The sequence below is a fragment of the Priestia iocasae genome (genome assembly GCF_016909075.1).
Taxonomy (GTDB): Bacteria; Bacillota; Bacilli; order Bacillales; family Bacillaceae_H; genus Priestia; species Priestia iocasae.
Genome location: NZ_JAFBFC010000002.1, coordinates 325,140 through 347,236 on the forward strand (window position 1 = coordinate 325,140; position 22,097 = coordinate 347,236).

Annotated in this window: 28 protein-coding genes; 9 read left to right on the forward strand and 19 right to left on the reverse strand. The window is 36.3% G+C overall.

The window, feature by feature from the left end; genetic code table 11:
* The first annotated feature begins 5 nt into the window (after nucleotides 1-5).
* The 3 genes from JOC83_RS06730 (at nucleotide 6) to JOC83_RS06740 (ending at nucleotide 1,839) form a co-directional block, all read left to right on the forward strand.
* Nucleotides 6-518, forward strand: a complete 513-nt coding sequence (locus JOC83_RS06730; protein ID WP_205185639.1) for a YjcG family protein — start codon at nucleotides 6-8, stop codon at nucleotides 516-518.
* Nucleotides 519-523: 5 nt separating this feature from the next.
* Entirely contained in the window at nucleotides 524-946 is a 423-nt protein-coding gene (locus JOC83_RS06735; protein WP_205185641.1) for a GNAT family N-acetyltransferase, read from the forward strand.
* Nucleotides 947-1,164: 218 nt separating this feature from the next.
* Nucleotides 1,165-1,839, forward strand: a complete 675-nt coding sequence (locus JOC83_RS06740; RefSeq protein WP_205185643.1) for a DUF421 domain-containing protein — start codon at nucleotides 1,165-1,167, stop codon at nucleotides 1,837-1,839.
* Here JOC83_RS06740 and JOC83_RS06745 read toward each other — a convergent pair.
* Nucleotides 1,836-2,732 carry an MBL fold metallo-hydrolase gene (locus JOC83_RS06745; RefSeq protein WP_205185645.1) on the reverse strand — a complete coding sequence of 299 codons (897 nt, stop codon included), beginning with the start codon at nucleotides 2,730-2,732 and terminating at the stop codon, nucleotides 1,836-1,838. The genes JOC83_RS06740 and JOC83_RS06745 overlap by 4 nt on opposite strands.
* Nucleotides 2,733-2,780: 48 nt before the next feature.
* Nucleotides 2,781-3,056: a hypothetical protein gene (locus JOC83_RS06750; RefSeq protein WP_205185646.1), complete on the reverse strand. Its 276-nt coding sequence runs from the start codon at nucleotides 3,054-3,056 to the stop codon at nucleotides 2,781-2,783.
* A gap of 185 nt (nucleotides 3,057-3,241) precedes the next feature.
* On the opposite strand from JOC83_RS06750, the gene JOC83_RS06755 reads away from it, so the two are divergent.
* On the forward strand, nucleotides 3,242-5,566 hold the full coding sequence (locus JOC83_RS06755) for an ATP-dependent helicase (RefSeq protein ID WP_205185647.1): 2,325 nt from the start codon (nucleotides 3,242-3,244) through the stop codon (nucleotides 5,564-5,566).
* 70 nt (nucleotides 5,567-5,636) lie between these two features.
* Here the strand turns inward: JOC83_RS06755 and spoVIF are convergent, their stop codons facing one another.
* The 7 genes from spoVIF to JOC83_RS06790 form a co-directional block, all read right to left on the reverse strand.
* A complete protein-coding gene (spoVIF, locus tag JOC83_RS06760) occupies nucleotides 5,637-5,894 on the reverse strand; it encodes a sporulation-specific transcription regulator SpoVIF (protein WP_205185648.1) in 258 nt (85 codons plus the stop codon).
* 159 nt (nucleotides 5,895-6,053) lie between these two features.
* On the reverse strand, nucleotides 6,054-6,188 hold the full coding sequence (locus JOC83_RS06765; protein ID WP_205185651.1) for a YjcZ family sporulation protein: 135 nt from the start codon (nucleotides 6,186-6,188) through the stop codon (nucleotides 6,054-6,056).
* A 93-nt stretch (nucleotides 6,189-6,281) separates the two neighbouring features.
* Entirely contained in the window at nucleotides 6,282-6,452 is a 171-nt protein-coding gene (locus JOC83_RS06770; protein WP_205185652.1) for a hypothetical protein, read from the reverse strand.
* A gap of 48 nt (nucleotides 6,453-6,500) precedes the next feature.
* Nucleotides 6,501-7,358 (reverse strand): DUF421 domain-containing protein, encoded by an 858-nt coding sequence (locus tag JOC83_RS06775; protein WP_205185653.1) that lies wholly within the window; start codon nucleotides 7,356-7,358, stop codon nucleotides 6,501-6,503.
* Between the two features lie 30 nt (nucleotides 7,359-7,388).
* Nucleotides 7,389-7,574 carry a DUF1657 domain-containing protein gene (locus JOC83_RS06780; protein WP_205185654.1) on the reverse strand — a complete coding sequence of 62 codons (186 nt, stop codon included), beginning with the start codon at nucleotides 7,572-7,574 and terminating at the stop codon, nucleotides 7,389-7,391.
* Between the two features lie 121 nt (nucleotides 7,575-7,695).
* Entirely contained in the window at nucleotides 7,696-7,857 is a 162-nt protein-coding gene (locus JOC83_RS06785; RefSeq protein WP_205186077.1) for a hypothetical protein, read from the reverse strand.
* 74 nt (nucleotides 7,858-7,931) lie between these two features.
* Nucleotides 7,932-8,432, reverse strand: coding sequence for a hypothetical protein (locus JOC83_RS06790; protein ID WP_205185655.1), 501 nt, complete (start codon nucleotides 8,430-8,432; stop codon nucleotides 7,932-7,934).
* Between the two features lie 362 nt (nucleotides 8,433-8,794).
* On the opposite strand from JOC83_RS06790, the gene JOC83_RS06795 reads away from it, so the two are divergent.
* Nucleotides 8,795-9,481, forward strand: coding sequence for a BMQ_0737 family morphogenetic spore coat protein (locus tag JOC83_RS06795; RefSeq protein ID WP_205185656.1), 687 nt, complete (start codon nucleotides 8,795-8,797; stop codon nucleotides 9,479-9,481).
* Nucleotides 9,482-9,613: 132 nt separating this feature from the next.
* Nucleotides 9,614-10,546: an IMCp domain-containing protein gene (locus JOC83_RS06800; protein ID WP_205185658.1), complete on the forward strand. Its 933-nt coding sequence runs from the start codon at nucleotides 9,614-9,616 to the stop codon at nucleotides 10,544-10,546.
* Nucleotides 10,547-10,596: 50 nt separating this feature from the next.
* Here JOC83_RS06800 and JOC83_RS06805 read toward each other — a convergent pair whose 3' ends face one another.
* The 6 genes from JOC83_RS06805 to mgtE form a co-directional block, all read right to left on the reverse strand.
* Nucleotides 10,597-11,355, reverse strand: coding sequence for a PHP domain-containing protein (locus JOC83_RS06805; protein WP_205185660.1), 759 nt, complete (start codon nucleotides 11,353-11,355; stop codon nucleotides 10,597-10,599).
* A gap of 130 nt (nucleotides 11,356-11,485) precedes the next feature.
* Entirely contained in the window at nucleotides 11,486-11,827 is a 342-nt protein-coding gene (locus tag JOC83_RS06810) for a DUF1360 domain-containing protein (protein ID WP_205185662.1), read from the reverse strand.
* A gap of 92 nt (nucleotides 11,828-11,919) precedes the next feature.
* Nucleotides 11,920-12,378 carry a CotO family spore coat protein gene (locus JOC83_RS06815; RefSeq protein WP_205185664.1) on the reverse strand — a complete coding sequence of 153 codons (459 nt, stop codon included), beginning with the start codon at nucleotides 12,376-12,378 and terminating at the stop codon, nucleotides 11,920-11,922.
* A gap of 176 nt (nucleotides 12,379-12,554) precedes the next feature.
* Complete coding sequence (gene fabI, locus JOC83_RS06820) at nucleotides 12,555-13,334, reverse strand: enoyl-ACP reductase FabI (protein WP_205185666.1); 780 nt, start codon at nucleotides 13,332-13,334, stop codon at nucleotides 12,555-12,557.
* A 233-nt stretch (nucleotides 13,335-13,567) separates the two neighbouring features.
* Nucleotides 13,568-15,427 carry a monovalent cation:proton antiporter family protein gene (locus JOC83_RS06825; protein WP_205185667.1) on the reverse strand — a complete coding sequence of 620 codons (1,860 nt, stop codon included), beginning with the start codon at nucleotides 15,425-15,427 and terminating at the stop codon, nucleotides 13,568-13,570.
* Between the two features lie 57 nt (nucleotides 15,428-15,484).
* Entirely contained in the window at nucleotides 15,485-16,822 is a 1,338-nt protein-coding gene (mgtE, locus tag JOC83_RS06830) for a magnesium transporter (RefSeq protein WP_378913303.1), read from the reverse strand.
* Between the two features lie 204 nt (nucleotides 16,823-17,026).
* On the opposite strand from mgtE, the gene prpE reads away from it, so the two are divergent.
* On the forward strand, nucleotides 17,027-17,764 hold the full coding sequence (prpE, locus tag JOC83_RS06835; protein ID WP_205185671.1) for a bis(5'-nucleosyl)-tetraphosphatase PrpE: 738 nt from the start codon (nucleotides 17,027-17,029) through the stop codon (nucleotides 17,762-17,764).
* Between the two features lie 20 nt (nucleotides 17,765-17,784).
* On the opposite strand, the gene JOC83_RS06840 is transcribed toward prpE, so the two are convergent.
* Genes JOC83_RS06840 through JOC83_RS06855 form a run of 4 tightly spaced genes read right to left on the reverse strand, consistent with a single transcriptional unit; the run spans nucleotide 17,785 to nucleotide 20,582 of the window.
* Nucleotides 17,785-18,693 (reverse strand): RluA family pseudouridine synthase, encoded by a 909-nt coding sequence (locus JOC83_RS06840; protein WP_205185673.1) that lies wholly within the window; start codon nucleotides 18,691-18,693, stop codon nucleotides 17,785-17,787.
* Between the two features lie 23 nt (nucleotides 18,694-18,716).
* Nucleotides 18,717-19,511, reverse strand: a complete 795-nt coding sequence (locus JOC83_RS06845) for an NAD kinase (protein ID WP_205186043.1) — start codon at nucleotides 19,509-19,511, stop codon at nucleotides 18,717-18,719.
* Between the two features lie 27 nt (nucleotides 19,512-19,538).
* A complete protein-coding gene (yjbM, locus tag JOC83_RS06850) occupies nucleotides 19,539-20,171 on the reverse strand; it encodes a GTP diphosphokinase (RefSeq protein WP_205186044.1) in 633 nt (210 codons plus the stop codon).
* A 33-nt stretch (nucleotides 20,172-20,204) separates the two neighbouring features.
* Nucleotides 20,205-20,582, reverse strand: a complete 378-nt coding sequence (locus tag JOC83_RS06855) for a UPF0738 family protein (RefSeq protein WP_205185674.1) — start codon at nucleotides 20,580-20,582, stop codon at nucleotides 20,205-20,207.
* Nucleotides 20,583-20,818: 236 nt separating this feature from the next.
* On the opposite strand from JOC83_RS06855, the gene JOC83_RS06860 reads away from it, so the two are divergent.
* Nucleotides 20,819-21,412, forward strand: coding sequence for a CYTH domain-containing protein (locus tag JOC83_RS06860; protein ID WP_205185675.1), 594 nt, complete (start codon nucleotides 20,819-20,821; stop codon nucleotides 21,410-21,412).
* Nucleotides 21,412-22,050 (forward strand): lytic transglycosylase domain-containing protein, encoded by a 639-nt coding sequence (locus JOC83_RS06865; RefSeq protein WP_205185676.1) that lies wholly within the window; start codon nucleotides 21,412-21,414, stop codon nucleotides 22,048-22,050. Before JOC83_RS06860 ends, JOC83_RS06865 begins: the two co-directional genes overlap by 1 nt.
* Nucleotides 22,051-22,097 lie beyond the last annotated feature (47 nt).

Here is a 22,097-nt window from a genome sequence, read left to right on the forward strand (position 1 = left end):
TTATTATGAAATTCGGCGTTGTCCTTTTTCCATCAAAACAACTTCAAGATGTAGCAAATTCATATCGTAAACGCTACGATCCTAACTATGCATTAATTGCACCTCATTTAACTGTAAAAGAAGCATTTGAAGCTTCTGAAGATGAAATCCAAGAGGTAGTAAAGGCATTACGTGACGTAGCAAACCGTACAACTCCGTTTACATTACAAGTGACAAGAGTGAGTTCTTTTTCGCCTGTTAATAATGTTCTTTACTTAAAAGTAGATCGAAACAATGCTTTGCACGAGCTGTATGATAACCTTCATACTGGGGCATTATCACAGGAGACAGAATATGCTTTCGTTCCACATATTACAATTGGTCAAAAGCTTTCTGACGATGAACATCTTGATGTGTACAGCCAATTAAAATTAGTTGATGTTGCTCACGAAGAAGAAGTAGATCGTTTTCACCTTCTCTATCAACTTGAAAATGAAACATGGACAGTCTTTGAAACATTTCGTTTTGGAAAGGAATAAGAATATTGAACATACTAATTGCTGACAACGAGAAACAACGCAACGACGCTTATGCTGTTCGAAAGCAAGTATTTGTTGACGAACAGAACGTTCCGATTGAAGAGGAAATTGATCAACACGAAGATGAGGCTGCTCACATTGTCGTTTATGATCAAGACCAACCTGTAGGAGCTGGGCGCTTCCGAGTCGTAGATGGCTATGGAAAAGTAGAACGCATTTGTGTTCTTTCATCACACCGTAAGTATGGTGTAGGAAAGCAAATCATGCTTTATATGGAACAAGTTGCTTCGGCACACGATGTGCATAAATTAAAATTAAACGCACAAACACAAGCCGAGGGCTTTTATCAAAAACTTGGATACGAAACGGTTTCAGGTGAATTTCTTGATGCCGGTATTCCTCACGTTACAATGGTAAGATCACTATAAATATACGACTAAGAGGTGTTAAAAAAGGCAGATGGCCTTTTAACGCCTCTTTTTATTTGTTTGCCTCCCCTCTCTCAATAGGTAATGAAAAATAGCTACTATCCATTTTAATCTTTTTATCCCTCTGAAAATGTCCTTTTGTCTGCTACTTTAAAGACGGATAAAAAAAGAGGAAACGCTCATACTACTTGTAACGACAAAACTTTAGGTGAGAAGAAATGGACTTTGCTCGGATTGCTGTTGAGATTGTTGTTGGCTTTCTTAGTTTATTTATCTTAACTAAGTTTCTTGGTAAAATGACCATCACACAAATCACAACGTTTGATTTTATTTCCGCTCTCGTTCTTGGTGAACTAGTTGGAAATGCTCTTTACTCTAGGGAAATTGGCATCGCAGACATTTTATTCGCCGTTACGTGCTGGGGATTGCTCATTTATGTTACAGAGTTTATTACACAGAAGAACATTCGACTTCGCTTGTTTCTAGAAGGTCAGCCCTCTATCATTATTAAGCAAGGCAAACTCTCTTACAAAGAATTAAGAAAGAATCGTCTTGATATTGATCAACTTTTACATATGCTACGCTCTAAAGATATATTTTCTATAAAGGAAGTGCAATATGCCATTTTAGAAACAAATGGTACATTGAGCGTGATCAGAAAGTCAGACTATGAAAATCCTACAAAAGTCGATTTTAATATGCAAGGCAAAGAAGATATGCTTGCTCTTACACTGATTAGTGATGGAAGACTAGTAAGCGATAATCTCAAACAAGCCGAACTAAACGAAACATGGCTAGAGCAACAATTAGCTACTCATAATATTAATGATTACTCACAAGTTCTGTATGCTGAATGGAAAGAAGGCGAGCCTTTATATGTTGAAAAATATTAAGTACTTTGAATCCAAAGTGCTGCTTTTTTAACAAGAAAGGTCGCCTTTTCATCTTTTACAAGCTTTGTTGCATAAGCCGTGATAGCTGTTCGAAATAGCATCCAGCTAGCAATGGTAGAAACTTCAATCTCATAGAATTCACACATATGATAAATGAGTTCTTCTTGACTTAGACCTTCATCATGACGAGTAAGCAGTTCTTCCATCTCTTTTAAAATATGTTCATGATAGATGATGTTAGCTGCAACGGTTTGATAAAATGTTTCCTCAAATGCTCCATGACCTGGAACCGCCCCTTTACATGAAAGCTGCAGTAATCTTTGAAGAGATTTCAGTGTGTCATCCACGTCTACTACATACGGAATTTTATGCTTATGTAATGCTTCCATACCAAAGTACGAATCAGCCGCATATAAATAGCCGTTACTTATCACTCCGAGTTGGTACTCACTATGTCCAGGAAAAGCAAGACATGTTAGTTGAATCTCTCCACATCTCACCTGGCCTTCTTCAACCACTTCATCAATTGTAATGGGGGCTCCCTCTAAAAACTTTGTACGCATTGTTTTTAATGGCTTTGTTCCTTGAAACAAGTAAAGAGGCTCTAGCAATGGATAACGTAGGATGGCCTCTTCAAATTTTGGAGCAATTGTATAGACAGATTGTTGTTTTTGTAGAAATGCTGCTCCCCCATAATGATCTGCATGCGCATGAGTGATAAACAAATGAGTCAGGGGGAGGTTATTTTCTTTTAACTGTTTGATGATTTTTTTCATTGCTTGCGCATCCAAACCAGCATCAATTAATAATCCACTCTGTCCTTCATGCACATAGCCTACGTTAATTGAACTAGAAAAGTAATAATTATTTTCTGAAATTTTAGTTAATTCCAAATATACAATCTCCTTTTTCTCCCATTATATCATCTTACCTTATGAAGTTTAAACGATCTCATTAATTAATCGTCCTTTTCCAGTTAAATCAACAACTATTTCTTCAGATTTGGACTTTCCATAAACGTTTCGAACAGGGAGTACTTTCTTTTTAGGTTTTTCACTACTTTGATGGAAAGGTGAATGATGTGTTGGCTGCTTTAATTTTGAATCAATTGACATTTTTAACGTTTTTTCTACTTGATGGTACTGATGTTTCGTTCCAATCGTACGGTTTGCATACTGCATAGACTGATAATTTTGAATCGGTAACACATAACCCATTATGCTTCCCCCTTTATTCAATCTATACCCTTTTTCAGAAAAAGATAACACCATTAATCAGTGCTTAAATGTATATAAGCCTTTTACTATAAAGTACGTTTTGTTATGATAGTTTTTGACTGTTCAATAAAAAAATGTACGTTTATTTTAGTTGCTCATCATTAACAGCAAGGAGGATTGCTTTCATGGAGGTTTCAATTTATCAAGGAAAGCCACTTCATCTTCGTCACCTCTCTAGAGAGCGATACCAATCAATTTATGAAGCGAGTCTCAGAGGTGAAGTGACGTGTCAACACTGTAGTGAAGCGGTTAAACTTTACTTAGGGATTCAGGAAACGCCTTATTTTTTTCACACTCATACTCCACACGAACGACATGAGTGTATAACGGCAGTTCATTCGTCTCCTAAAAAGAAAGAAACTGCTAAAGTGGAACATGTCGAGCGAAATGGTTTTCGTCTACCAACAGGTAGAACCATCACAGCATCAAAGCAGCTCGATACTACGTGGTCTTCACCGATTATATTTAATCAAATTCCAGTTTATAAAGGAGAAGACACACTTGCTATAAACGCTTCGTATTCTTACTATGACACGTTAGCTTCTCAAAATATTCATTTAGATCAGAGTCAATGGGAAGCTGTTACACATATCGATGGACCTTTACTAACATTGGCTGGAGCAGGAAGTGGGAAAACACGCGTCTTAACAGCACGAACAGCATTTATGATTCAAGAAAAGAAGATTGCACCTCAGTCCATTATGGTTGTAACGTTTACGTCTAAAGCTGCAAACGAAATGAAAGAGCGCCTCGCTTCGTATCCATCTATGACTCGTCAACATATACATCGCTTAGTAATGGGAACGTTTCATAGTATCTTTTATCGAATGGTTGTTCATCATGATCCTGATAAATGGAAAATGGATCACCTTTTAAAGTGGGATTGGCAGAAAGAACAAATCATTAAAGAAGGCGCTAGACAGCTTCAATTGGATGAGAAAGAATTTCCATTTGATCAAGCTATACAGCAAATTAGCTACTGGAAAAACACGTTAATGGATGTAAGAGATATTCGTCCTGTTGATCAGTGGGAAGAACGTGCTCATCACCTATACAAGCATTATGAAACGACGAAGAGACAACGACAGCTGTTTGACTTTGATGACATGCTCTATGGATGTTATGAGTTGCTAAAGAATAACCCTGCTCTTTTAGAGCGTTATCAAGAACGTCTGAGCTATTTTTTAATTGATGAGTTTCAAGACATTAACAAAGTGCAATATGAAATTATGAAAATGTTAAGCGCGAAGTCAAAAAATATTTGTGTCGTTGGCGATGATGATCAATCAATTTATGCTTTTCGAGGCAGCGATCCTTCGTTCATCTTAAACTTTGAACGTGATTTTCCAAACACCAAAATCATTACATTAAATCAAAATTATCGTTCATCACATCCAATCGTTGCATCAGCCAATAAAGTCATTGCGATGAACAAAGCGCGCCATCCTAAAAAAATGGTGGCACAATTTACAACGGATGTTCATCCACTCTTTTTCTTTCCTTATGACGAAGAAGAAGAAGCCACGATGATTGTTCATGACATAAAGGAGCGTATTCAATCTGGCGCACGACCTTCTGACTTTGCGATTTTATATAGAACGCATTCATCTTCTCGTGCTGTCTTCGAACGTCTTACGCAATCTCATTTGCCCTTTACCATTGAACAAGATGCTGATTCATTTTATCAGCGTCGAATCGTGAGAAGCTTACTCTCATTCTTGCGTTTAAGTATCAATCCTAATGATACAAATGCTCTTTCTGATTTGGTTAGCGCATTGTTTTTGAAGCAATCGGCAATAAATGATTTAAAAGCAATTAGCATTTTGCATGATGTTTCATTTGTTGAAGCACTTCAACATTTAGAGAACTTACACCCTTTTCAACAAAAAAAGCTGAAAAAGGTTGCTCCACTTTTTCGTTCTCTTCCGTCTATGAAACCACTTGTTGCCATTGAAACCATTACAAAGGATATGGGTTTTGAAGATTTTATCAAGAAACGTGGAAACGAAGGCAATAAAATGGAGAAAGGCTCAGATGATGTGCGTGACTTAAAAGTCGTGGCGAAAAAATTTACAACGGTTCAACAACTACTTGATCATGTAGAACATATGGTAGCGATGAATAAAGAAATCAAAACACTAAGCAAGCAATACCAAGACAGCGTTCAATTGACAACCATTCATCGTGCAAAAGGGCTCGAATACAAGCATGTATATGTATTAAGTAGTGTAGACGGTGGGATTCCGCATGACTATGCATTAGAATCTTATCGAAATGGAGATTTTTCACCTTTAGAAGAGGAACGACGATTATTATATGTAGCAATGACCCGTGCACAGCATTCATTATCGTTATCCATTCCACAAACTCGTCGCGGAAAGACTGCATATCCATCACGTTTTTTGAAGCCATTTATGCAAGTTTCACACTTAGAAAATAGCAGAGGTTGAGTGAAAAAGGAATTGTTTCCTTTTCTCACTCAACCTCTTTCTATGACTTTACCTTTACACACATAGTTTGTTATTTTTTTTCGTTTAACATTTTTGCAATTGTACCAAAGTCTAACGACTGCTTATTTCCTGTAATAGCCTTCACAATTTGATCTTCTTTTTGTTGTGATACAGGTTTATTTGCAATTTGAGCTACTCTCTTTACAATGTTACGAACCGTTTGCTCATCTTGGAAATTCGCATTTTGAACAGAGTTCGCTAACTCAAAAATATCTTTCATATTGACGCCTGTTTTGTTTTCAATATTTTTAAATAGGTTATTATCCATCTTTATCCCTCCTCGGTTCATACTAATATCGTATGTGTGAAAAACAAATTAGGTGATACATTTGCCTAATTTCATTTTAAAACGACGACAAATAGGAAAGTACGAGCGAAAGACCACTCGTACTCTTTTGTGCTGCATGTTTGTTTAGAAGGGATTCAATTAGTTGTAGAAGCAAGCACAACCTACAATGATTAATAAGATGAATAGTACTACGATAAGAGCGAAGCCACCGCCGTAGCCACCGCCACCATAACCGCAACCGCCATATCCATATCCGCAGTATCCGAATGACATATCTTTACACCCCCTCTGTCCTTGTTCTTTAATAAAGTATGTGAGTACATGCTAATTGGTATGGGCTTTCAAAGAATTTATTTAAAGATAGACTCATTGACCAAAAGGATCATGAATGTCCATCTTCTCAAGCTCTTCCCCTTGCCTTGAAAGCTCTCGATTTTTCTCCTCCATTATTTTCTCAACACGCTTAAACCGTTCTTCATGAGGACCAATAATATGTCGTTCCATGAACTTTTCGAGCTCATCAAATAAATCAGCCACCTTTATCACCTCTATGCATGTTATTCAGCCTATAAAAAAAAGTACCTCCTACACTTTTCGTAGGTAAGGTACTATATTGTCAGTGATTTTTTGAACGTCCTTCTGTATGGAATTGTATAACTGCTTGTATTCAGGATATACAATTGCAAGCCATTCTAATTGAGCTTCACAGCGCTTTAAGGTTGCAGCTAAATAGGCATCCTGGTCCATACTATGTACTGGAATGACATCATCATACAAATCAAGATACATTCTCCCTGTATAATCAATTTGTCCAAGAAAAACATCTTCCATTCTATACCCTTTCTGCTCAAGCTGTGTTTGTATCCACGAGATTGTAAAACCAGATGTTTTCATCGATTTCTCTAATGGCATTCCATCCATAATGACTGTATAGGGCTCCTTGTCCCTAACATACGTTGAAAATAAATCTTCTACTCTTACGGGTTGCTTTGGCTTTTTTAATAACACACTTAAATCTCCATTTGCTTCAAGTGTTGCAAACTCAACATCTGCTAGTTTAAATACATCTTTCTTTCGAAGCTGCTCTAACAGTTCATCTGCTGTATATTTTTCTCGGCTTAAATTTTCTTCAAGTACTTTCCCGTTTTGAATAAAAACTGTTGAATTCCCCTCTACAAAGTTGCGAAATGTTTTGTTTTTCAAGGATATTTTTCCAATTAAAAGAGGTGTAAGTGTCCAAATGAGAATACTCGTTACTCCATTCGATATATCAAGGTCATAGTCCATTGATAATGTACCTGCAATGTCACCTACAGTTATTCCTACTATGTATTCAAAAAAGGACAGCTTCGATAATTGCTTTTTACCAAGAAGCTTAGTAATAATAAATAACCCAATAATAATTGAAACGGAACGAATTGCAATTTGTGTCCATTCAGGCATGTTTCTAATTCCTTCCTACTACAAATAAAGTTAATTTTTTTGTTCAAGTTCCCTCATATGTTCACTGACTTGTTTTAGTAAACGACCCGTGTCTTTAGAAGCTTGAGTAAATGTCATTTTCATTTCTTCATCTTGTGATTGGGCAGTAAATTGCTCAATCATCGCTTCTATTTGTTTTAATAGAACTGCACATTCTTTTACTTGCTTACTAATCACTCTTTTCGACCCTTTCGCTTTTGATTTTATATTAGGTTTTGACATTACGTACGAAAATATGAAACGAAAAGAAAAAACGCCTCTTAAATGAGGCGCTTTTTTCTTTTTGTATAATTTCCTATCATCGTTTTGGAAGCTTAGATCCACAGCCACAGCTACTTTTTTGCACTGGTTGATAAGATGGATACGAGTATATTTTAGGTGATTGACTTACTTGCTTCATCTGATGAGCGTTTTTTGTAACAGGGAGCTTTTGATTGCCGTTATATCCATAATACATCACTATATCCCCCCTTTGATTAGTGCGTTTCACCTGCTCTATGGCATCATATTCGGAAACAAAAGAGAAGTTCTGTATTATTTGTCCATTTTTTGTTGAATAGACCGAAAAGTTGTTTCATTTATTTGTCTTTTCCTACCGTTTGTGCCTTTATTCTGCTCTGATATCACTCTTTGGAACCAATCTCTTGGTTCAGGTTGTTTGTTCACTTGGACTTTTTGAAGCTGCTCTGTTAATTGTTGAACTTCTTTCTTTAACTGCTCTGTTTCTTCTTCCTTTTTTACAACTGTTTCTTCTTCCTTTTGTACAACTGCCTCTTCTTCCTTTTTTACAACTGCTTCTGATTTCGGTTCTTCCTTTGTTGTAGAGATATCATTAATAAAAGCTTTTAATACTTCAATCTGTTCTAATAAAGCTTTCTTCTCTTTTTCATACTTTTTATGCATCTCAACCATTTTTTCTTCTAAATCTTCAGTTTCAACTTGTTCTTTTTGACGCTCCGCATATTTTTCCTTATAAAATTCAAGCTCTGACTTTAAAGTAGCAATATATTGTTTTAGCTTCACTTGATCACTCACTTTTCTATCTCCTTTCAAATAAGGCTTCTTCATTGCCAGTTCTCTACTCATCCTTTTATGAAAGACCACTTACCTTATCTATATATATGAATAAGATATGTAAACATAACTAACCAATTTTACTCTTATTTGCTGTATAGGTTGTGGACTAAATTTTTTTATAACACTTTGAACCTCAATGAATATGATATCAATGAGCTAATAACTTTAATGTTCTTTCTTCGTAAGTGACGCGCCTACAACCTATTAGAAATTCCGCTTTTGTCACGGCACATAAATAATAGTCATTCATACAATATATTAGTCCGATACCTTGATTATGACGTAAAGAAAGGACAATTACGATTAGGAGGTAAATATTCATGCATGATAATTTTGATGTAGTAGAAAGACTATGCATCCGTGTACCTAAAGTGTATGACTGGGTACAACGTGCAGTTAGAGGAACCAGAACATTTGAAGGTGTCGATGCAATCAGTGCTTTAAATTTTGAATTTAGCAATTCACTTGGCTCATCTGATGACAACCCGTTTGACTATCTTGAAGTTGATGGAGGAGTAGACACAGCGATTTTAGTCGACCCTACAGCATTTTCAGTAGCAGAAGTCCCATCTGCAACAGGCACTCGCCCAACAGTAACAACTGTTTTACCAAACGGAGAAGTTATCTTGTTACAACGTGTAAGAGTTCGTGTTGAAGGAACTTACCGTGTAGAACTTAGAGATTCTTTAGGTACAGTTGGTATTTCTCAACCAGTCTCTTACTCAACAATTAAAACCTTCTTCTTATGTGCACCAGAAGGAACAGAAGTTGAAGGTACAGTTACTTCAATGGAAGATAATTCAGAATCAAACCTTGCAGATGCTTCACCAACAATTGATTTAGATGTTACCTTTTGCTTAAATGTATACTCTGTAATGGATGTAAACATTGAAGTTGAAGGTAGTTATGTCGGACCTCGTCCTGAGCTTATATCAGACATTTGTTCACTCAATACAATGCCTCCAACATGCCCAACGATCTTCCCTGGTATGGATCCTGACTGCTAAGAGAGGTAACTCTAGAGGAGAGATTTCTCCTCTATTTTTATTGCATAAAACTTTTCATCTAATAATGAGCAAGGAAAACAATCATTCATCTTCCATTGTTTACATATAAGATAATAGGAAAGGAGAATGATGATGGATAAGAAAATTCCCTCACCTAAAGAAGAAGCCATTCAATTAAAGCAAAAGCTCATTCATTATAAAGCTGAGTTGTCTCATTCCCAACAAAAGTTAAAACAGTATGAGCGACTACTACAAATCGAAAAAGAAAATACATTATTTTGGCGAAATAAACATTCAGAAACCCTCTTTTCGACTGAAAAGGAAGCAGAAATAGAAGAATTAGAACAAGAAGTGAATTCTCTTAAAAATGCGCTAACCGAACAACAGATGATTATGGAACAATTACAAAAAAAACTAGCCAGGCGTGAACCACTAAAAGAAGAAGTCATTGTTGAAAAAATAGTGGAAAAACCAGTGGAAGTTATTGTTGAAAAAATAGTGGAAAAACCAGTGGAAGTTATTGTTGAAAAAATAGTAGAAAAGCCTGTTGAAAAGATTATAGAAAAACCAGTAGAGCGCTTTTCTAAGCTCGATTTTGTTTGTTATTTTACTTATTCTATTGTAAATTCGTCCTCAGAAGACGACGAAATGATTATTGTAGGAAATGCGATGCTCAAAAATCAAACAACAGCTTCCTTACACGAACCTACTATCTGTTTAAAAATCTCCCCACCTTTAAGCGGTCAGTTAAGTGGAAAGATTATGGAACAAAATGAACTAGCGGCAAAAGCAAGCGAGTTTCAACTACAAGTAAGTCCATCTAATTGGCGGTATAGCATTGCAAATTGGACAGAAAAAGTACGAAGTGATGGAGAGTACTGGCTAACACCTGTTAAAGCAACGAGTATTCCTGCAAACTCATTTTTATCATTTGATTCATTTCAAATTAGCATCCCACTAACTAAAGATCTTTCTTCATTTATGGTAGAAGGCTATGTATACACAAAAGAATGGAAAGAAGGAATTCCGTTTTTAAACAAAATTATGATTAACTTTTCTAACTAAAAGCCTCTCGTCAATCAATAGATTAGCTATTGATTGACGAGAGGCTTATTTTATTCATGAAAATCAGATCCACCTGTTGGTATAAGCTTGTAAGTTGTAGCTAATTTTCGATAAGCAGTTTCTTGAGAAACAGTATGAAGAGGGTGATGAACTTCAATGCCATCAAAACCATATGCAATAAGCTCTTCTATAAGATGTTGATTTTTAATAACGGCTGGATGAGCTAACACTGCTAGTCCACCACTTTTATGAATGAGCTCTACTCCTTGCTTCGGCGTAAGCATCAATTTTTCCACGTTGCATACTTTTCCATCACCTAAATACAAGTCAAAAACCGTTTTTACATCTTTCACATACCCTTTTGCCACCACTGCCTTAGCAATATGAGGTCTTGCAATAACAGCTCCTTGACTAAATTCACTAACATCTTCAATGGTCAGTGGCATGCCTTGTTCATGAAATTTCTTCATGATTAATTGCGCACGCTCTTCACGCTGATCTCTGACTTGTTGAAGAATATCACGAAGTTCGTCTGTTTCCGTTAATCCATATCCTAAGATATCGATTCGTTCCCCTTGGTAATAAGTAGTTAATTCAATTCCTGGAATGACTACAATCCCTAGCTTTTCTCCCTCTTCTTGTGCTTCTCTTACTCCTGACATCGTATCATGATCTGTAATAGCAATAGTCCGCTTACCTAAGTCTCTCATTCTACGCACTACTGCAGACGGTGTATACACTCCATCTGAAGCTGTTGTGTGCATATGAAGATCATACGCTCCCTTTCTAATCAAATGATATAGGTCCATTTGTTATCCCCTTCTTTCCTATCATTAAACGTATGTTAAGTAAAACACTGAATGACTGCTATGTAAATATCCCTCTAGATCAGACAGAAAGAAATCGGCCGCTCACACGTTCATTTCGGCCGATTTCTTTCTATTTCATAAATGACTCAATAATGCCAGCTAAACCAGCAATGGCAAGAATTGAAATGAGAGGAAACGCAAGATGAGGAATGGCTAAGTAGCTAAAATATAACGCAAGGGCACACCACATTCCTGTACACCAATAACAGCTTAATAACTCTCCAATCCATTTGCGTAGCCCTTTTCCTTTTATATGCAAGTACGTTTCAACTGATCCATCTTCTTTTGATTCTTCAACTACTTCGTGAAACGGTTGGCGAATAAACCACGTAATTTTATCAAATACAATTAATCTCGTTAGTCGAAACGTAGCTAGTACAAATAAAATTAAATACAACCATGTCCACTCCACTGTTTCATCATCCTTTACTTACATAGTAACACTCATAAAAAAAAGCTAACAATCGAGCGCTCCCTGTTGTTAGCTCTGAGCTTGCATCTCTTTTAAATTTTTATAATGGAAATTTTTCTTATATTATCAATCTTAATTTTTAGTTCTTCTGTTTTAGGGGGAGCAATAAACGCAATATAGTCTTCTTTCACTTCAACGATTGTTCCTACATATTTATCTATTTTTGTGGTCAATTCACAGATTGGCTGTGACATATGTTTTGGGAACCCCGCCAGAAAAGCTGCCTTCTCTTTAATGCTCATTTCTTGAAACATCTTATTTGGCTTACGCGCCTCTTCTTTCTTTGCACTTTCATCAACCGTTTTAATTAAAGAAAAAGATGGTTCCTCTTTTGGCAAGCTCTTCTCTTCTATTTCCTTTACTACTGTTTTGGATTGATCTGCTGGCGAATGAAAGTAATATTGCATGGACCGTTTCATTTGCTGAATAGTCGGTTGAACAATATACATTAATGGTTCATTTTCTTCTGATCTTGACTTTGAATTTTTCATGGAAGCATACCTCCAATTGCTTTACTAGTTAGCATTCTTCTTTTAAATGTATGCCTCTCCTTTATAAAACTTGTTCATTTTTTCTTAAAATGACAGGAAGACAAAAAAACTTGCTCCATCCATCTCGTAAAGTACGTAATGGAAGAGCAAGGTTTTTTAATTATGTTGCTTGTAAATTAACGTCCAATAATGTGGAAACCAGAATCAACGTGAATGTTCTCACCGGTAATGCCACGAGCTAAATCACTGAATAAGAAAACAGCTGTATCTCCAACCTCTTCTTGTGTTGTTGTTCGACGAAGTGGAGCACGCTCTTCAATGTCTTTTAAGATTGCATTAAATCCACTTATTCCTTTAGCAGATAATGTACGAATTGGACCTGCTGATATCGCGTTAACACGAATATTATGTTTTCCTAAATCAGAAGCTAAATATTTTACACTAGCTTCAAGTGATGCTTTTGCTACACCCATTACATTGTAATTCTCAACAACACGCTCTCCACCAAGGTATGTTAATGTTACAATGCTTCCACCTTCTGTCATTAACTCTTTTGCAGCCTTTGAAACAGCTGCTAGTGAATAGGAGCTAATGTTGTGTGCCAATAAAAAGCCATCGCGAGATGTATCAACATATTCACCTTCTAAATCTTCACTTTTTGCAAATGCAATGCAGTGTGCAAGTCCATGAATCATCCCAACTTCTTCTTTAATTTGATTAAAGCATGCTTGAATATCTTCATCGTTGGTCACATCACATGGTAAGATAATAGAATCGTTACGATCTAATGTATCAGCAAGTTCACGAACATTCTTTTCCAAACGTTCGCCTGCATATGTAAAAACTAGACGAGCTCCTGCTTCATGCAGAGAACGTGCGATTCCCCAAGCAATACTTCTCTTATTTGCTACACCCATTACAACAAACGTACGATTTTCTAAAGACAAACTTCTCATCCGTAAAACCTCCATTTATGTAAAATCAACTTTTTTATTCCGTTAAAAACTTCTTATACGTTCCTTTTACACTTTCATTAGGTTACATATTAAAACGCTATTGATTTCTCTATACCCTTTTATATAACAAGTTATTAGTACCTAGTATTAATATCAGTATATCATATTATCTAAAATGCACAATCGTTAATTCACAAAAAAGTCACGTACTTATAAGTACGTGACTTTTTCATTTATTTAATTCCGTATTCCAATACCATTTTAAGCTCATTCACATACTCACGTGATCCAGTCACAATAAGCTTATCATCTATCATTAGCTCTGTATCTCCATGAGGCACGATTGAGTCTTTGTCTCTAAAGATACGAACGAAAATAACATCTCCCGTAAATGGAAAACTCCTCAATTCAATGCCATCATATTTTTTATTTTTCATATTGATTTGATATAATCCAGACTCTTGTGTTGTAAAGATATTCATTACACTTGGAGACTCGATTAATGCTTTTAACAATGATTTGGTAGAGAGAAGAACCGAAAACACATCAATGTTGTTTTCTTTTAACTTCATGTCTAAATCTGGTGTTTCTACACGTGCAATAACACGCTCTACTCCTTGCTCTTTTGTAAATAATGCAACGCGAGCATTTCGTTCTTCATCTCCTGTTGTAACGACAACAATATCAGCATCAAATACTCCAGCTTCTTGTAAGTCTTGTTCTGTATAATCATTAATTTCCACAATGTTAAATATGGACTCAGAAGTACGACTTGTCAGTTTTTCCTGCTTTGGATGAAAAATGGTTAACTCATAGGAGGAAGGATTCAACTCTCTTGTCACAGGTAAAGAGAACTGATTCGCTCCCACAAAATGAATGCGGGTCTTTTTCTCTGTTTTCGTTTGTTTTGGAAACAGCTTTCTAAATAAAACAGGTGTCACAATACATGTCACAACGGCTACTAAAATTAATGCGCCTGACATCTGTGAATCAATAACCCCAATGTTTTCACCAATTGTGGCTGCGGCAATCACAAGTGACAACGTAGATGTTAACAAGAACCCAGAAGCTAAAACGGTTTTCATATCATACCAAACACGTAAAATTAAAATTGGAATTAATTTTGATAGTAGTAAAGCGATAAATAAAAGCGGCATTAAAATTAACACCTTTTTATCACCAAACAGTGACCAAACATCTAATTTCACTCCGACCATTACAAAGAAAATCGGAATTAAAAATCCGTATCCAAACGAATCCATCTTATGAACTAAATCTTTATTTGGTGAGAGTAAAGAAACGAGAACCCCTGCTAAAAATGCCCCTAAAATATTTTCAGCACCAATTGATTCTGATACTCCCACAAGAATGATAATTAAAGCAAATACTGCTCGAGTGTCAATTTGAATTGTGCCTTTTGACATTGTTTCAACAAATGAGCGATGCTTGAACCTTTTTCCAACAAAATAAAACAGAATCCCAACAGCAAATAGAATCAATAATAACCATGTGTTACCTTCACCTGATTTATCATATATGGACACAAATACCGCTAACAAGACCATTGTAACAAGATCTGCAACAACAGCAATCAAGAGAATAATTTGCCCAATCGGCTTTTTCATTATTTGCGCATCTTTTAACGTTGGTACAACAACTCCTAGTGAGATTGTTGAAATAATTAACGTCATTAAGAACGCATTTTCAATAAAACCAGCCCAAACAAATGCATAAGATAAAAGTAACGATACAGCAAAGATTGCAATAAACACAATAACTGAAGCAAAAAATGCATTCGGAGCGTTCTTTCCACTTGGTAGCTTCTCTTTCTTTTGCTTGCCTGCAAATGCAGAGAAATCAATTTCTAGACCACTTAAGAACATTAAAAAGATAAATCCTAATGTTGATAGGGTCTCTAGCCACATATCTTGCTCAACAATATCAAAGCCGCTTTTTCCAATAATGAGTCCCATAATAATTTCTGCTACAACGACTGGAATAATCCTTAACTTAAACCGATGTAATAAAATGGGCGTTAAAAATGCTACGATAATAACAATAACTAGTGAGGTAACGGACGCATGATGTTCCATTTTCCCCTCTCCTTCCTGTGCCCTACATTTAGCAGGAGATATAGATAATTTATTTTACTACTGTAAATAACTCATAAACATGGTTGCTAAACCAAAATAAATCAAAATACTGATTAAATCGTTAATTGTTGTAATAAATGGACCTGATGCAACGGCTGGATCAATATTTAGACGGTCCATTAAAAGAGGCACGAACGATCCAGCTAGTGTTGCCACAATCAATGTAACAAAGATGGATACCCCAACGAGCAATCCGAGAAAGATGTCACCCTGCCATATATACACAATCAGTGTAACAAGTACACCACAGGAACCTCCTGTAATAAAGCCAGTCCCTGCTTCTCGGCCAATCAGTTTCCACTTACTTTCTTCTGCTACTTCTCCTGTTGCTAATCCTCTTACTGCTACAGCTAATGCTTGTGTACCTGTATTCCCTGCCATTCCTGCAATTAATGGAATAAATACAGCTAGGATTGCCACTTGATTTAATGTATCTTCAAATTGACCAATTAAGCTTGCGGTCATCATGCCTAAAAATAACAAGATGACTAACCATGGTAAACGTTTCTTTGCAGCGGAAAAAGGCGTTTTATCAACAGTATCAACATCACTGATTCCGGCTAGCTTAGAGTAGTCATCTGATGCTTCCTCGTCGATAACATCAATAACATCATCAACCGTAATAATCCCTAACAAGTGATGTTGAAAATCAACAACCGGTAATGCTAAAAAGTTATAATCTCGCATCGTACGTGCGACCTCTTCTTGGTCCTCGGCAACTGATACGGAGACAACTCGATCACTCATCACTTCATGAATCATCGTATCTTCATCTGCTACAATTAAGTCTCTTAATGAAATAACCCCTACAAGCTTTTTATCTTCATCTACCACAAACACATAATAAATGGTTTCAGCTTCCGGCGCTTCTTTTCGCAAAATTTGCATAGCAGAATGAACCGTTTGGTGGGCATGAATCGCGACAAACTCGGTTGTCATAATACTGCCAGCCGTGTACTCTTCGTAGTGAAGCAGATCTTTAATCTCTTTAGCCGATTCATCATCCATAATCGTTAAGTAACTGGCTACTTGTTCTTTATCAAGTTCATTTAACACGTCAACTGCATCATCGGCATACATTTCTGATAACATATCCGCCGCAAACGTTGGATGCATTTCCGATAATAATGTTTGATAATCTTCTTCTGGTATTTCTAAATTTTCAAAAATACCTGCCATTTCTTTTGGAGACAGAATTTCATAAAGGTAAGAGCGTTGCATGTCATCTAGTTCTTCATAAAATTGTGCTTGATCATACGTATGCATGTCTAGAAACTCATGACGAAATGTTTCAATATCATTATTGTTTAGTGCATATACTAACTGTTCTCTTATCCATTTTTCATTTGTTAACTCTGTCACTTCATTCAAGCAGACCGCCTCCCCTCAAAACAAAACTCTTTTAACTGTATTACGTAATGCGCTTACAATTCAACTAATAAATATTAATTTGTCAAAATTGATTTTTATTGTCTATGAATAGTTTGTGCAAATATCGTGTTATTTTAAAGATAGAAAGTAAATTATAGGAGTGAAAAAATGAAATTTGACATTATTGGTGACATACATGGGTGCTTTGAAGAATTCAAAGAACTAACAACAAAGCTTGGTTATACATGGGAGACAGGAGTCCCAAAACATCCTGAACAACGAAAACTAGTGTTTGTTGGGGACTTAACCGATCGAGGCCCTCGCTCTTTAGATGTCATTCGAGTTGTATGGAAGCTTGTTATCCAAGAAAAAGAGGCCCATTACTGCCCAGGTAATCATTGCAATAAACTATATCGATACTTTTTAGGCAACAAGGTACAAATCACACACGGATTAGAAACAACCGTGGCTGAATACGAAGAACTCTCAAAAAGCAACCAACAAACGATTCAAAATCAATTCATTGAACTGTATGAGATGTCTCCTCTTTATTTACAACTTGATCAAAATCGATTAGTCGTGTCTCATGCTGGTATTCGTGCAGACTATATAGGCCGCACCGATAAAAAGGTAAAAACATTTGTCTTATATGGAGACATTACTGGTGAAAAGCATGAAGATGGCTCTCCTGTTAGACGTGACTGGGCAAAGCATTATGAAGGAAAAGCAATAAACGTATATGGACATACACCTGTAAAAGAACCTCGCATCCTTAATCAAACTTTTAACATTGATACAGGTGCGGTGTTTGGTGGATCATTAACCGCTTTGCGTTATCCAGAGCTAGAAACTGTATCCGTCCCTTCTTCTATGCCTTATGTAAAAGAAAAATTCCGAGAACTATAATATGATGAAAAAGCCTTGCTCTAAGCGTGTAGAGACAAGGCTTTTTTGGCCTCTTCCATATCAAGAGGAATGGGCGAAGTAAATGACATTCGCTGTTGTAGAATAGGATGAAAGAATGTAAGGTGATAACTATGCAGTGCTTGTCGATAAATGACTTTGCACGTTCCACCGTATAAATCATCACCCAACAAGGGATGACCAAGATGTGACATATGAACTCGAATTTGATGAGTTCTTCCCGTTTCAAGCTTGAGTGACACATAGGTTGCGTGTTCACATTCTTCTAGAACTGTATAATGAGTCACTGCGTGCTGTCCATCTTCTCTTATTTCTCGTTCAATGATACTGCTATCCTTACGACCAATTGAAGCGTGGATTGTACCTGACTTCAAAGCAAGCCTACCTTCTACAAGAGCATGATACGTTCGTTCAATCGAATGCGTTTGTTGTGCTTTTGAAAATAAATAATGGACATATCGGTTTTTAGCTACGATAAGTAGACCTGACGTATCACGGTCTAATCGATTGACGAGATGCACAGTCGAGCCAATCTGATTGGTTTCATAATAATATAACAATGCATTGCTCAATGACATGTTTAAATGAGTACGAGAAGGGATGCTGGGTAGACCAGCTTGCTTATTTACAACAAGCAAATACTCATCTTCATATACAATGTCTAGTGGGATGTTTGTGCTTTTCAATCCTTCGCTTGGCTGTTCAGGAGGAAATGCTACACATAGATCATCGTCTTCCTGTAACACATATCGCACAGTTACATCTTTATTATTCACCTGGATTGCTCCACCCCTAAACTTAATATCAACCAGCGCTGTTTTTGAGATGTGATGGTCTTTTAAGAAGTCTCGTAGTAGCATACCATGATGCGCCTGAGAGATTTTCCATGTTAATGTGAATAAACGTGCCATGATGAATCCTTCCTATTTCTTTCTTAGTCACACACAAATGAATCACGTACACGTTGCCAAAACGGAAAAGCACGGAAACGGGCAAAACGAATTTTCTCATCTGCCGCTCGACACTGAATGGATTTGACATCTTTATGTAAAAGTGTGAGATGATCAATCGTAATCTGGAAATCAACATCATTAACAGGCTTTAGCATCGCCGTGTGATGCGCAGGTAAAATAAGTGGCGAGCCAATTGTTCGAAACACACGATTATTAATTGAAGCCATTTCGGCAATTTGAATGGCATCTAAAGATGGGTGTAAAATAGCCCCACCTAATGATTTATTGTACGCTGTACTGCCTGATGGCGTTGAGATGCATAGCCCATCACCTCTAAACGTTTCAAAAAGCTGCCCTTTGATTTCTACATCCATTACAAGTGAACCTTCCACACTTTTTACTGTACATTCATTTAAAGCTAAATAGCGAGCTTCTCTTCCACCATTAATGTAACGAATGGTCACTTCTAATAGAGGGTATTCCACTGTTTGATATGGTGTTTTTGCAATGGCGATGACAAGCTTTTCAATTTCATCAGGAGTCCAATCAGCATAAAAACCTAGATGACCTGTATGTACCCCAACAAAAGCTGTTTTATCTAATCGATTTCGGTAGCGGTGAAAAGCGTATAAAAGCGTACCATCTCCACCTACTGATACGACGATATCTGGCTGATGTTCATCGTACTCTAACTGAAAATCTAACAAATACGTTCTCATTTTCTGCATTAATGTATTTGAGACATGATCACCTTTTGACGTAATAGCAAATTTCATCTTCTTCACCCTATCCCCCATCTATACTCATTCGTCCTTGGTTTCTTTTTTTCGTGAAAAAATGGCTTGCGCTTCTTGAATTTCACCACGAATTTTTGACATTTCCTCATCTAATAAATAAGCTGCTTCTGCTGCACGCTGTAGGCGCTCACGAATTTCTTCTGGAAACTTTCCACTGTATTTATAATTAAGAGAATGCTCAATTGTTGCCCAAAAATTCATTGCAAGTGTACGAATCTGAATTTCGACAAGGATGTTTTTTTCTCCTTCAATTGTTTGAACAGGATATCGAACAACTACATGATAAGAGCGGTAGCCACTATCTTTCTTTTGGCTAATATAATTTCTTTCTTCCACAATCTCAAAATCTGTTCTCTGCCTTAATAGTTCAACAACACTTTTAATGTCATCAACAAACTGACACATCATACGCAAACCTGCAATATCTTGCATTTCTTCTTCTAAACGATCGAGTGGAATTCCCTTTCTCGTCGCTTTATCTAGAATGCTAGCAATGGGTTTGACACGTCCTGTTACAAACTCTATTGGGCAATGCATGGATTTCATTTCATATTGTGTTCGAATACCTTTTAACTTCACTTTTAATTCTTCTACTGCTTGCTTATACGGACCTAAAAATAAATCCCAATGCTTCACCATTGCTAACATGCACCCCCCATCTTTTCTGTATCTTTATTTATCTAAAAACAACGCCTCTACTTTAGAAACCATTTCTTCTCCATAGTTTGTATTCCCCTCAATGTTGCTAATCAAATACTCTAATTCTTCTTTTAGGCCTTCTAGCTCTATTTTATGTTCATTGACAATGGCAACGATTTTTTGCTCGCTATGTAGTACGTCTTTTAAGTTTGGCCATACACTAGCTGGTATGCTGACATACACAAACTCATCATTAACATCGAGGATATAGATAAACGATACATTATCGGAATCTGTAATCATTTGCATTGTATCTTGCACGTTTTTAATTTGATGCTTAAATTCTTCTGTTTGTAAATATAGCGTGTTTTCTTCAATATAACTCTTCGTTACTTCAATTCTTTTTTGCATAACTAAACTCCTTCCAACCTTCACAATTAACTGTTCACCTACTTTATTCTAACATATAAAAAGTTTGATTGATAAACATTGATATGAGTAGGATTTCATGGAATAATAAAATGAAAGTATATGTTCGTTTGACACCCGTTTAGAACACTACCTATACATCTATTTTTACGTTTGTATGCTTAATTTAATCACAGCGGTTATACGCTTTACTTCCATACATAGAAAGGTGTTTGTTCATGAAGCAAGAAATTGAAATTGAATTTAAAAATCTCGTTACAAAACAAGAATTTGAACAACTCTTATCTCATTTTAAAATTAGTGAAAGTGATTTTGCAGCTCAGGATAACCACTACTTTGATACACGAGCATTTTCGTTAAAAGATCGAGGAGCTGCTCTTCGCATTCGTTATAAAAAAGGGCGTTATGTCTTAACACTTAAACAACCACACGAAAAAGGATTACTTGAAACACACGAATCACTGACAGAAGATGAAGCACAAGCTTTCCTTCATGGACAAGCAGAAGTGACAGGCAAAATTAGTGAGCTTATTGAGCTAATGGATATAGATGTTGCTGATCTTGTCTATTTTGGTACATTAACAACGCAGCGTATGGAAACACCTTATGAAGGCGGCTTACTTGTATTTGATCATAGCCTTTATTTAGGAAAAGAAGATTATGAAATTGAATACGAAGTAACAGATGCTAAGCAAGGAAAGACGAAATTTGAACAGCTTTTACAGTCTTTTCAAATTCCAATCCGTGAAACCGAAAATAAAATCCGTCGATTTTATCGTGAAAAATATTCAACTTTAAGTGAGGAATTATGATGAATATTCATTCTTATAAAACATTCCTAGAATTGCAATCGTTACGTAATTTTTCACCAACTTCTCAACAAACATCAGCGGATTCAAATCTTTTTTCAACGTTATTAGCGCAGTATACACAAGCCGACAGTGAATCAGCAGGAACACAAACATTAGGTCTTCACTATTTACTTGCTCAGCAAGCAAATATTATACCGAGTTACCAAAAGATTCAATCTATTCAGTCAGTAAAGCCGTTATCTACTGAGACTTTTCCTGTTCATAATGACCTTGAGTCAATTATTGAAGCAGCATCACAAAAATATAATGTTGATACAAAGCTTATTAAATCAGTTATTCGCCATGAATCAAACTTTAACACAAATGCCAAAAGTCACGCAGGGGCGATGGGATTAATGCAGCTAATGCCTAGTACGGCACGCTATTTGGGCGTAGAAAACGCTTTTGATGCAGCTGAAAACATATTTGGAGGCACAAAGTATTTGCGACAAATGTTAAATAAATACAATGACAACGTCGAGCTTGCGCTAGCTGCTTACAACGCAGGACCTGGAAATGTCGATAAGTATGGTGGAATCCCACCTTTTAAAGAAACACAATCATACGTTAAGAAAGTAAAATCAACCTATTTAGCATAAAATAAGTGAAGCTACTTAGAGCTTCACTTATTTTATGGACAAGATTT

Excerpts from the sequence above, each read along its gene's own strand:
- JOC83_RS06730 (WP_205185639.1), top strand. The coding sequence starts at position 6 with ATGAAATTCGGCGTTGTCCTTTTTCCATCAAAACAACTTCAAGATGTA.
- JOC83_RS06740 (WP_205185643.1), top strand. The coding sequence starts at position 1,165 with ATGGACTTTGCTCGGATTGCTGTTGAGATTGTTGTTGGCTTTCTTAGT.
- JOC83_RS06750 (WP_205185646.1), bottom strand. The coding sequence starts at position 3,056 with ATGGGTTATGTGTTACCGATTCAAAATTATCAGTCTATGCAGTATGCA.
- JOC83_RS06755 (WP_205185647.1), top strand. The coding sequence starts at position 3,242 with ATGGAGGTTTCAATTTATCAAGGAAAGCCACTTCATCTTCGTCACCTC.
- spoVIF (WP_205185648.1), bottom strand. The coding sequence starts at position 5,894 with ATGGATAATAACCTATTTAAAAATATTGAAAACAAAACAGGCGTCAAT.
- JOC83_RS06765 (WP_205185651.1), bottom strand. The coding sequence starts at position 6,188 with ATGTCATTCGGATACTGCGGATATGGATATGGCGGTTGCGGTTATGGT.
- JOC83_RS06775 (WP_205185653.1), bottom strand. The coding sequence starts at position 7,358 with ATGCCTGAATGGACACAAATTGCAATTCGTTCCGTTTCAATTATTATT.
- JOC83_RS06795 (WP_205185656.1), top strand. The coding sequence starts at position 8,795 with ATGCATGATAATTTTGATGTAGTAGAAAGACTATGCATCCGTGTACCT.
- JOC83_RS06800 (WP_205185658.1), top strand. The coding sequence starts at position 9,614 with ATGGATAAGAAAATTCCCTCACCTAAAGAAGAAGCCATTCAATTAAAG.
- JOC83_RS06805 (WP_205185660.1), bottom strand. The coding sequence starts at position 11,355 with ATGGACCTATATCATTTGATTAGAAAGGGAGCGTATGATCTTCATATG.
- JOC83_RS06815 (WP_205185664.1), bottom strand. The coding sequence starts at position 12,378 with ATGAAAAATTCAAAGTCAAGATCAGAAGAAAATGAACCATTAATGTAT.
- fabI (WP_205185666.1), bottom strand. The coding sequence starts at position 13,334 with ATGAGAAGTTTGTCTTTAGAAAATCGTACGTTTGTTGTAATGGGTGTA.
- JOC83_RS06825 (WP_205185667.1), bottom strand. The coding sequence starts at position 15,427 with ATGGAACATCATGCGTCCGTTACCTCACTAGTTATTGTTATTATCGTA.
- prpE (WP_205185671.1), top strand. The coding sequence starts at position 17,027 with ATGAAATTTGACATTATTGGTGACATACATGGGTGCTTTGAAGAATTC.
- JOC83_RS06840 (WP_205185673.1), bottom strand. The coding sequence starts at position 18,693 with ATGGCACGTTTATTCACATTAACATGGAAAATCTCTCAGGCGCATCAT.
- JOC83_RS06845 (WP_205186043.1), bottom strand. The coding sequence starts at position 19,511 with ATGAAATTTGCTATTACGTCAAAAGGTGATCATGTCTCAAATACATTA.
- yjbM (WP_205186044.1), bottom strand. The coding sequence starts at position 20,171 with ATGGTGAAGCATTGGGATTTATTTTTAGGTCCGTATAAGCAAGCAGTA.
- JOC83_RS06855 (WP_205185674.1), bottom strand. The coding sequence starts at position 20,582 with ATGCAAAAAAGAATTGAAGTAACGAAGAGTTATATTGAAGAAAACACG.
- JOC83_RS06860 (WP_205185675.1), top strand. The coding sequence starts at position 20,819 with ATGAAGCAAGAAATTGAAATTGAATTTAAAAATCTCGTTACAAAACAA.
- JOC83_RS06865 (WP_205185676.1), top strand. The coding sequence starts at position 21,412 with ATGAATATTCATTCTTATAAAACATTCCTAGAATTGCAATCGTTACGT.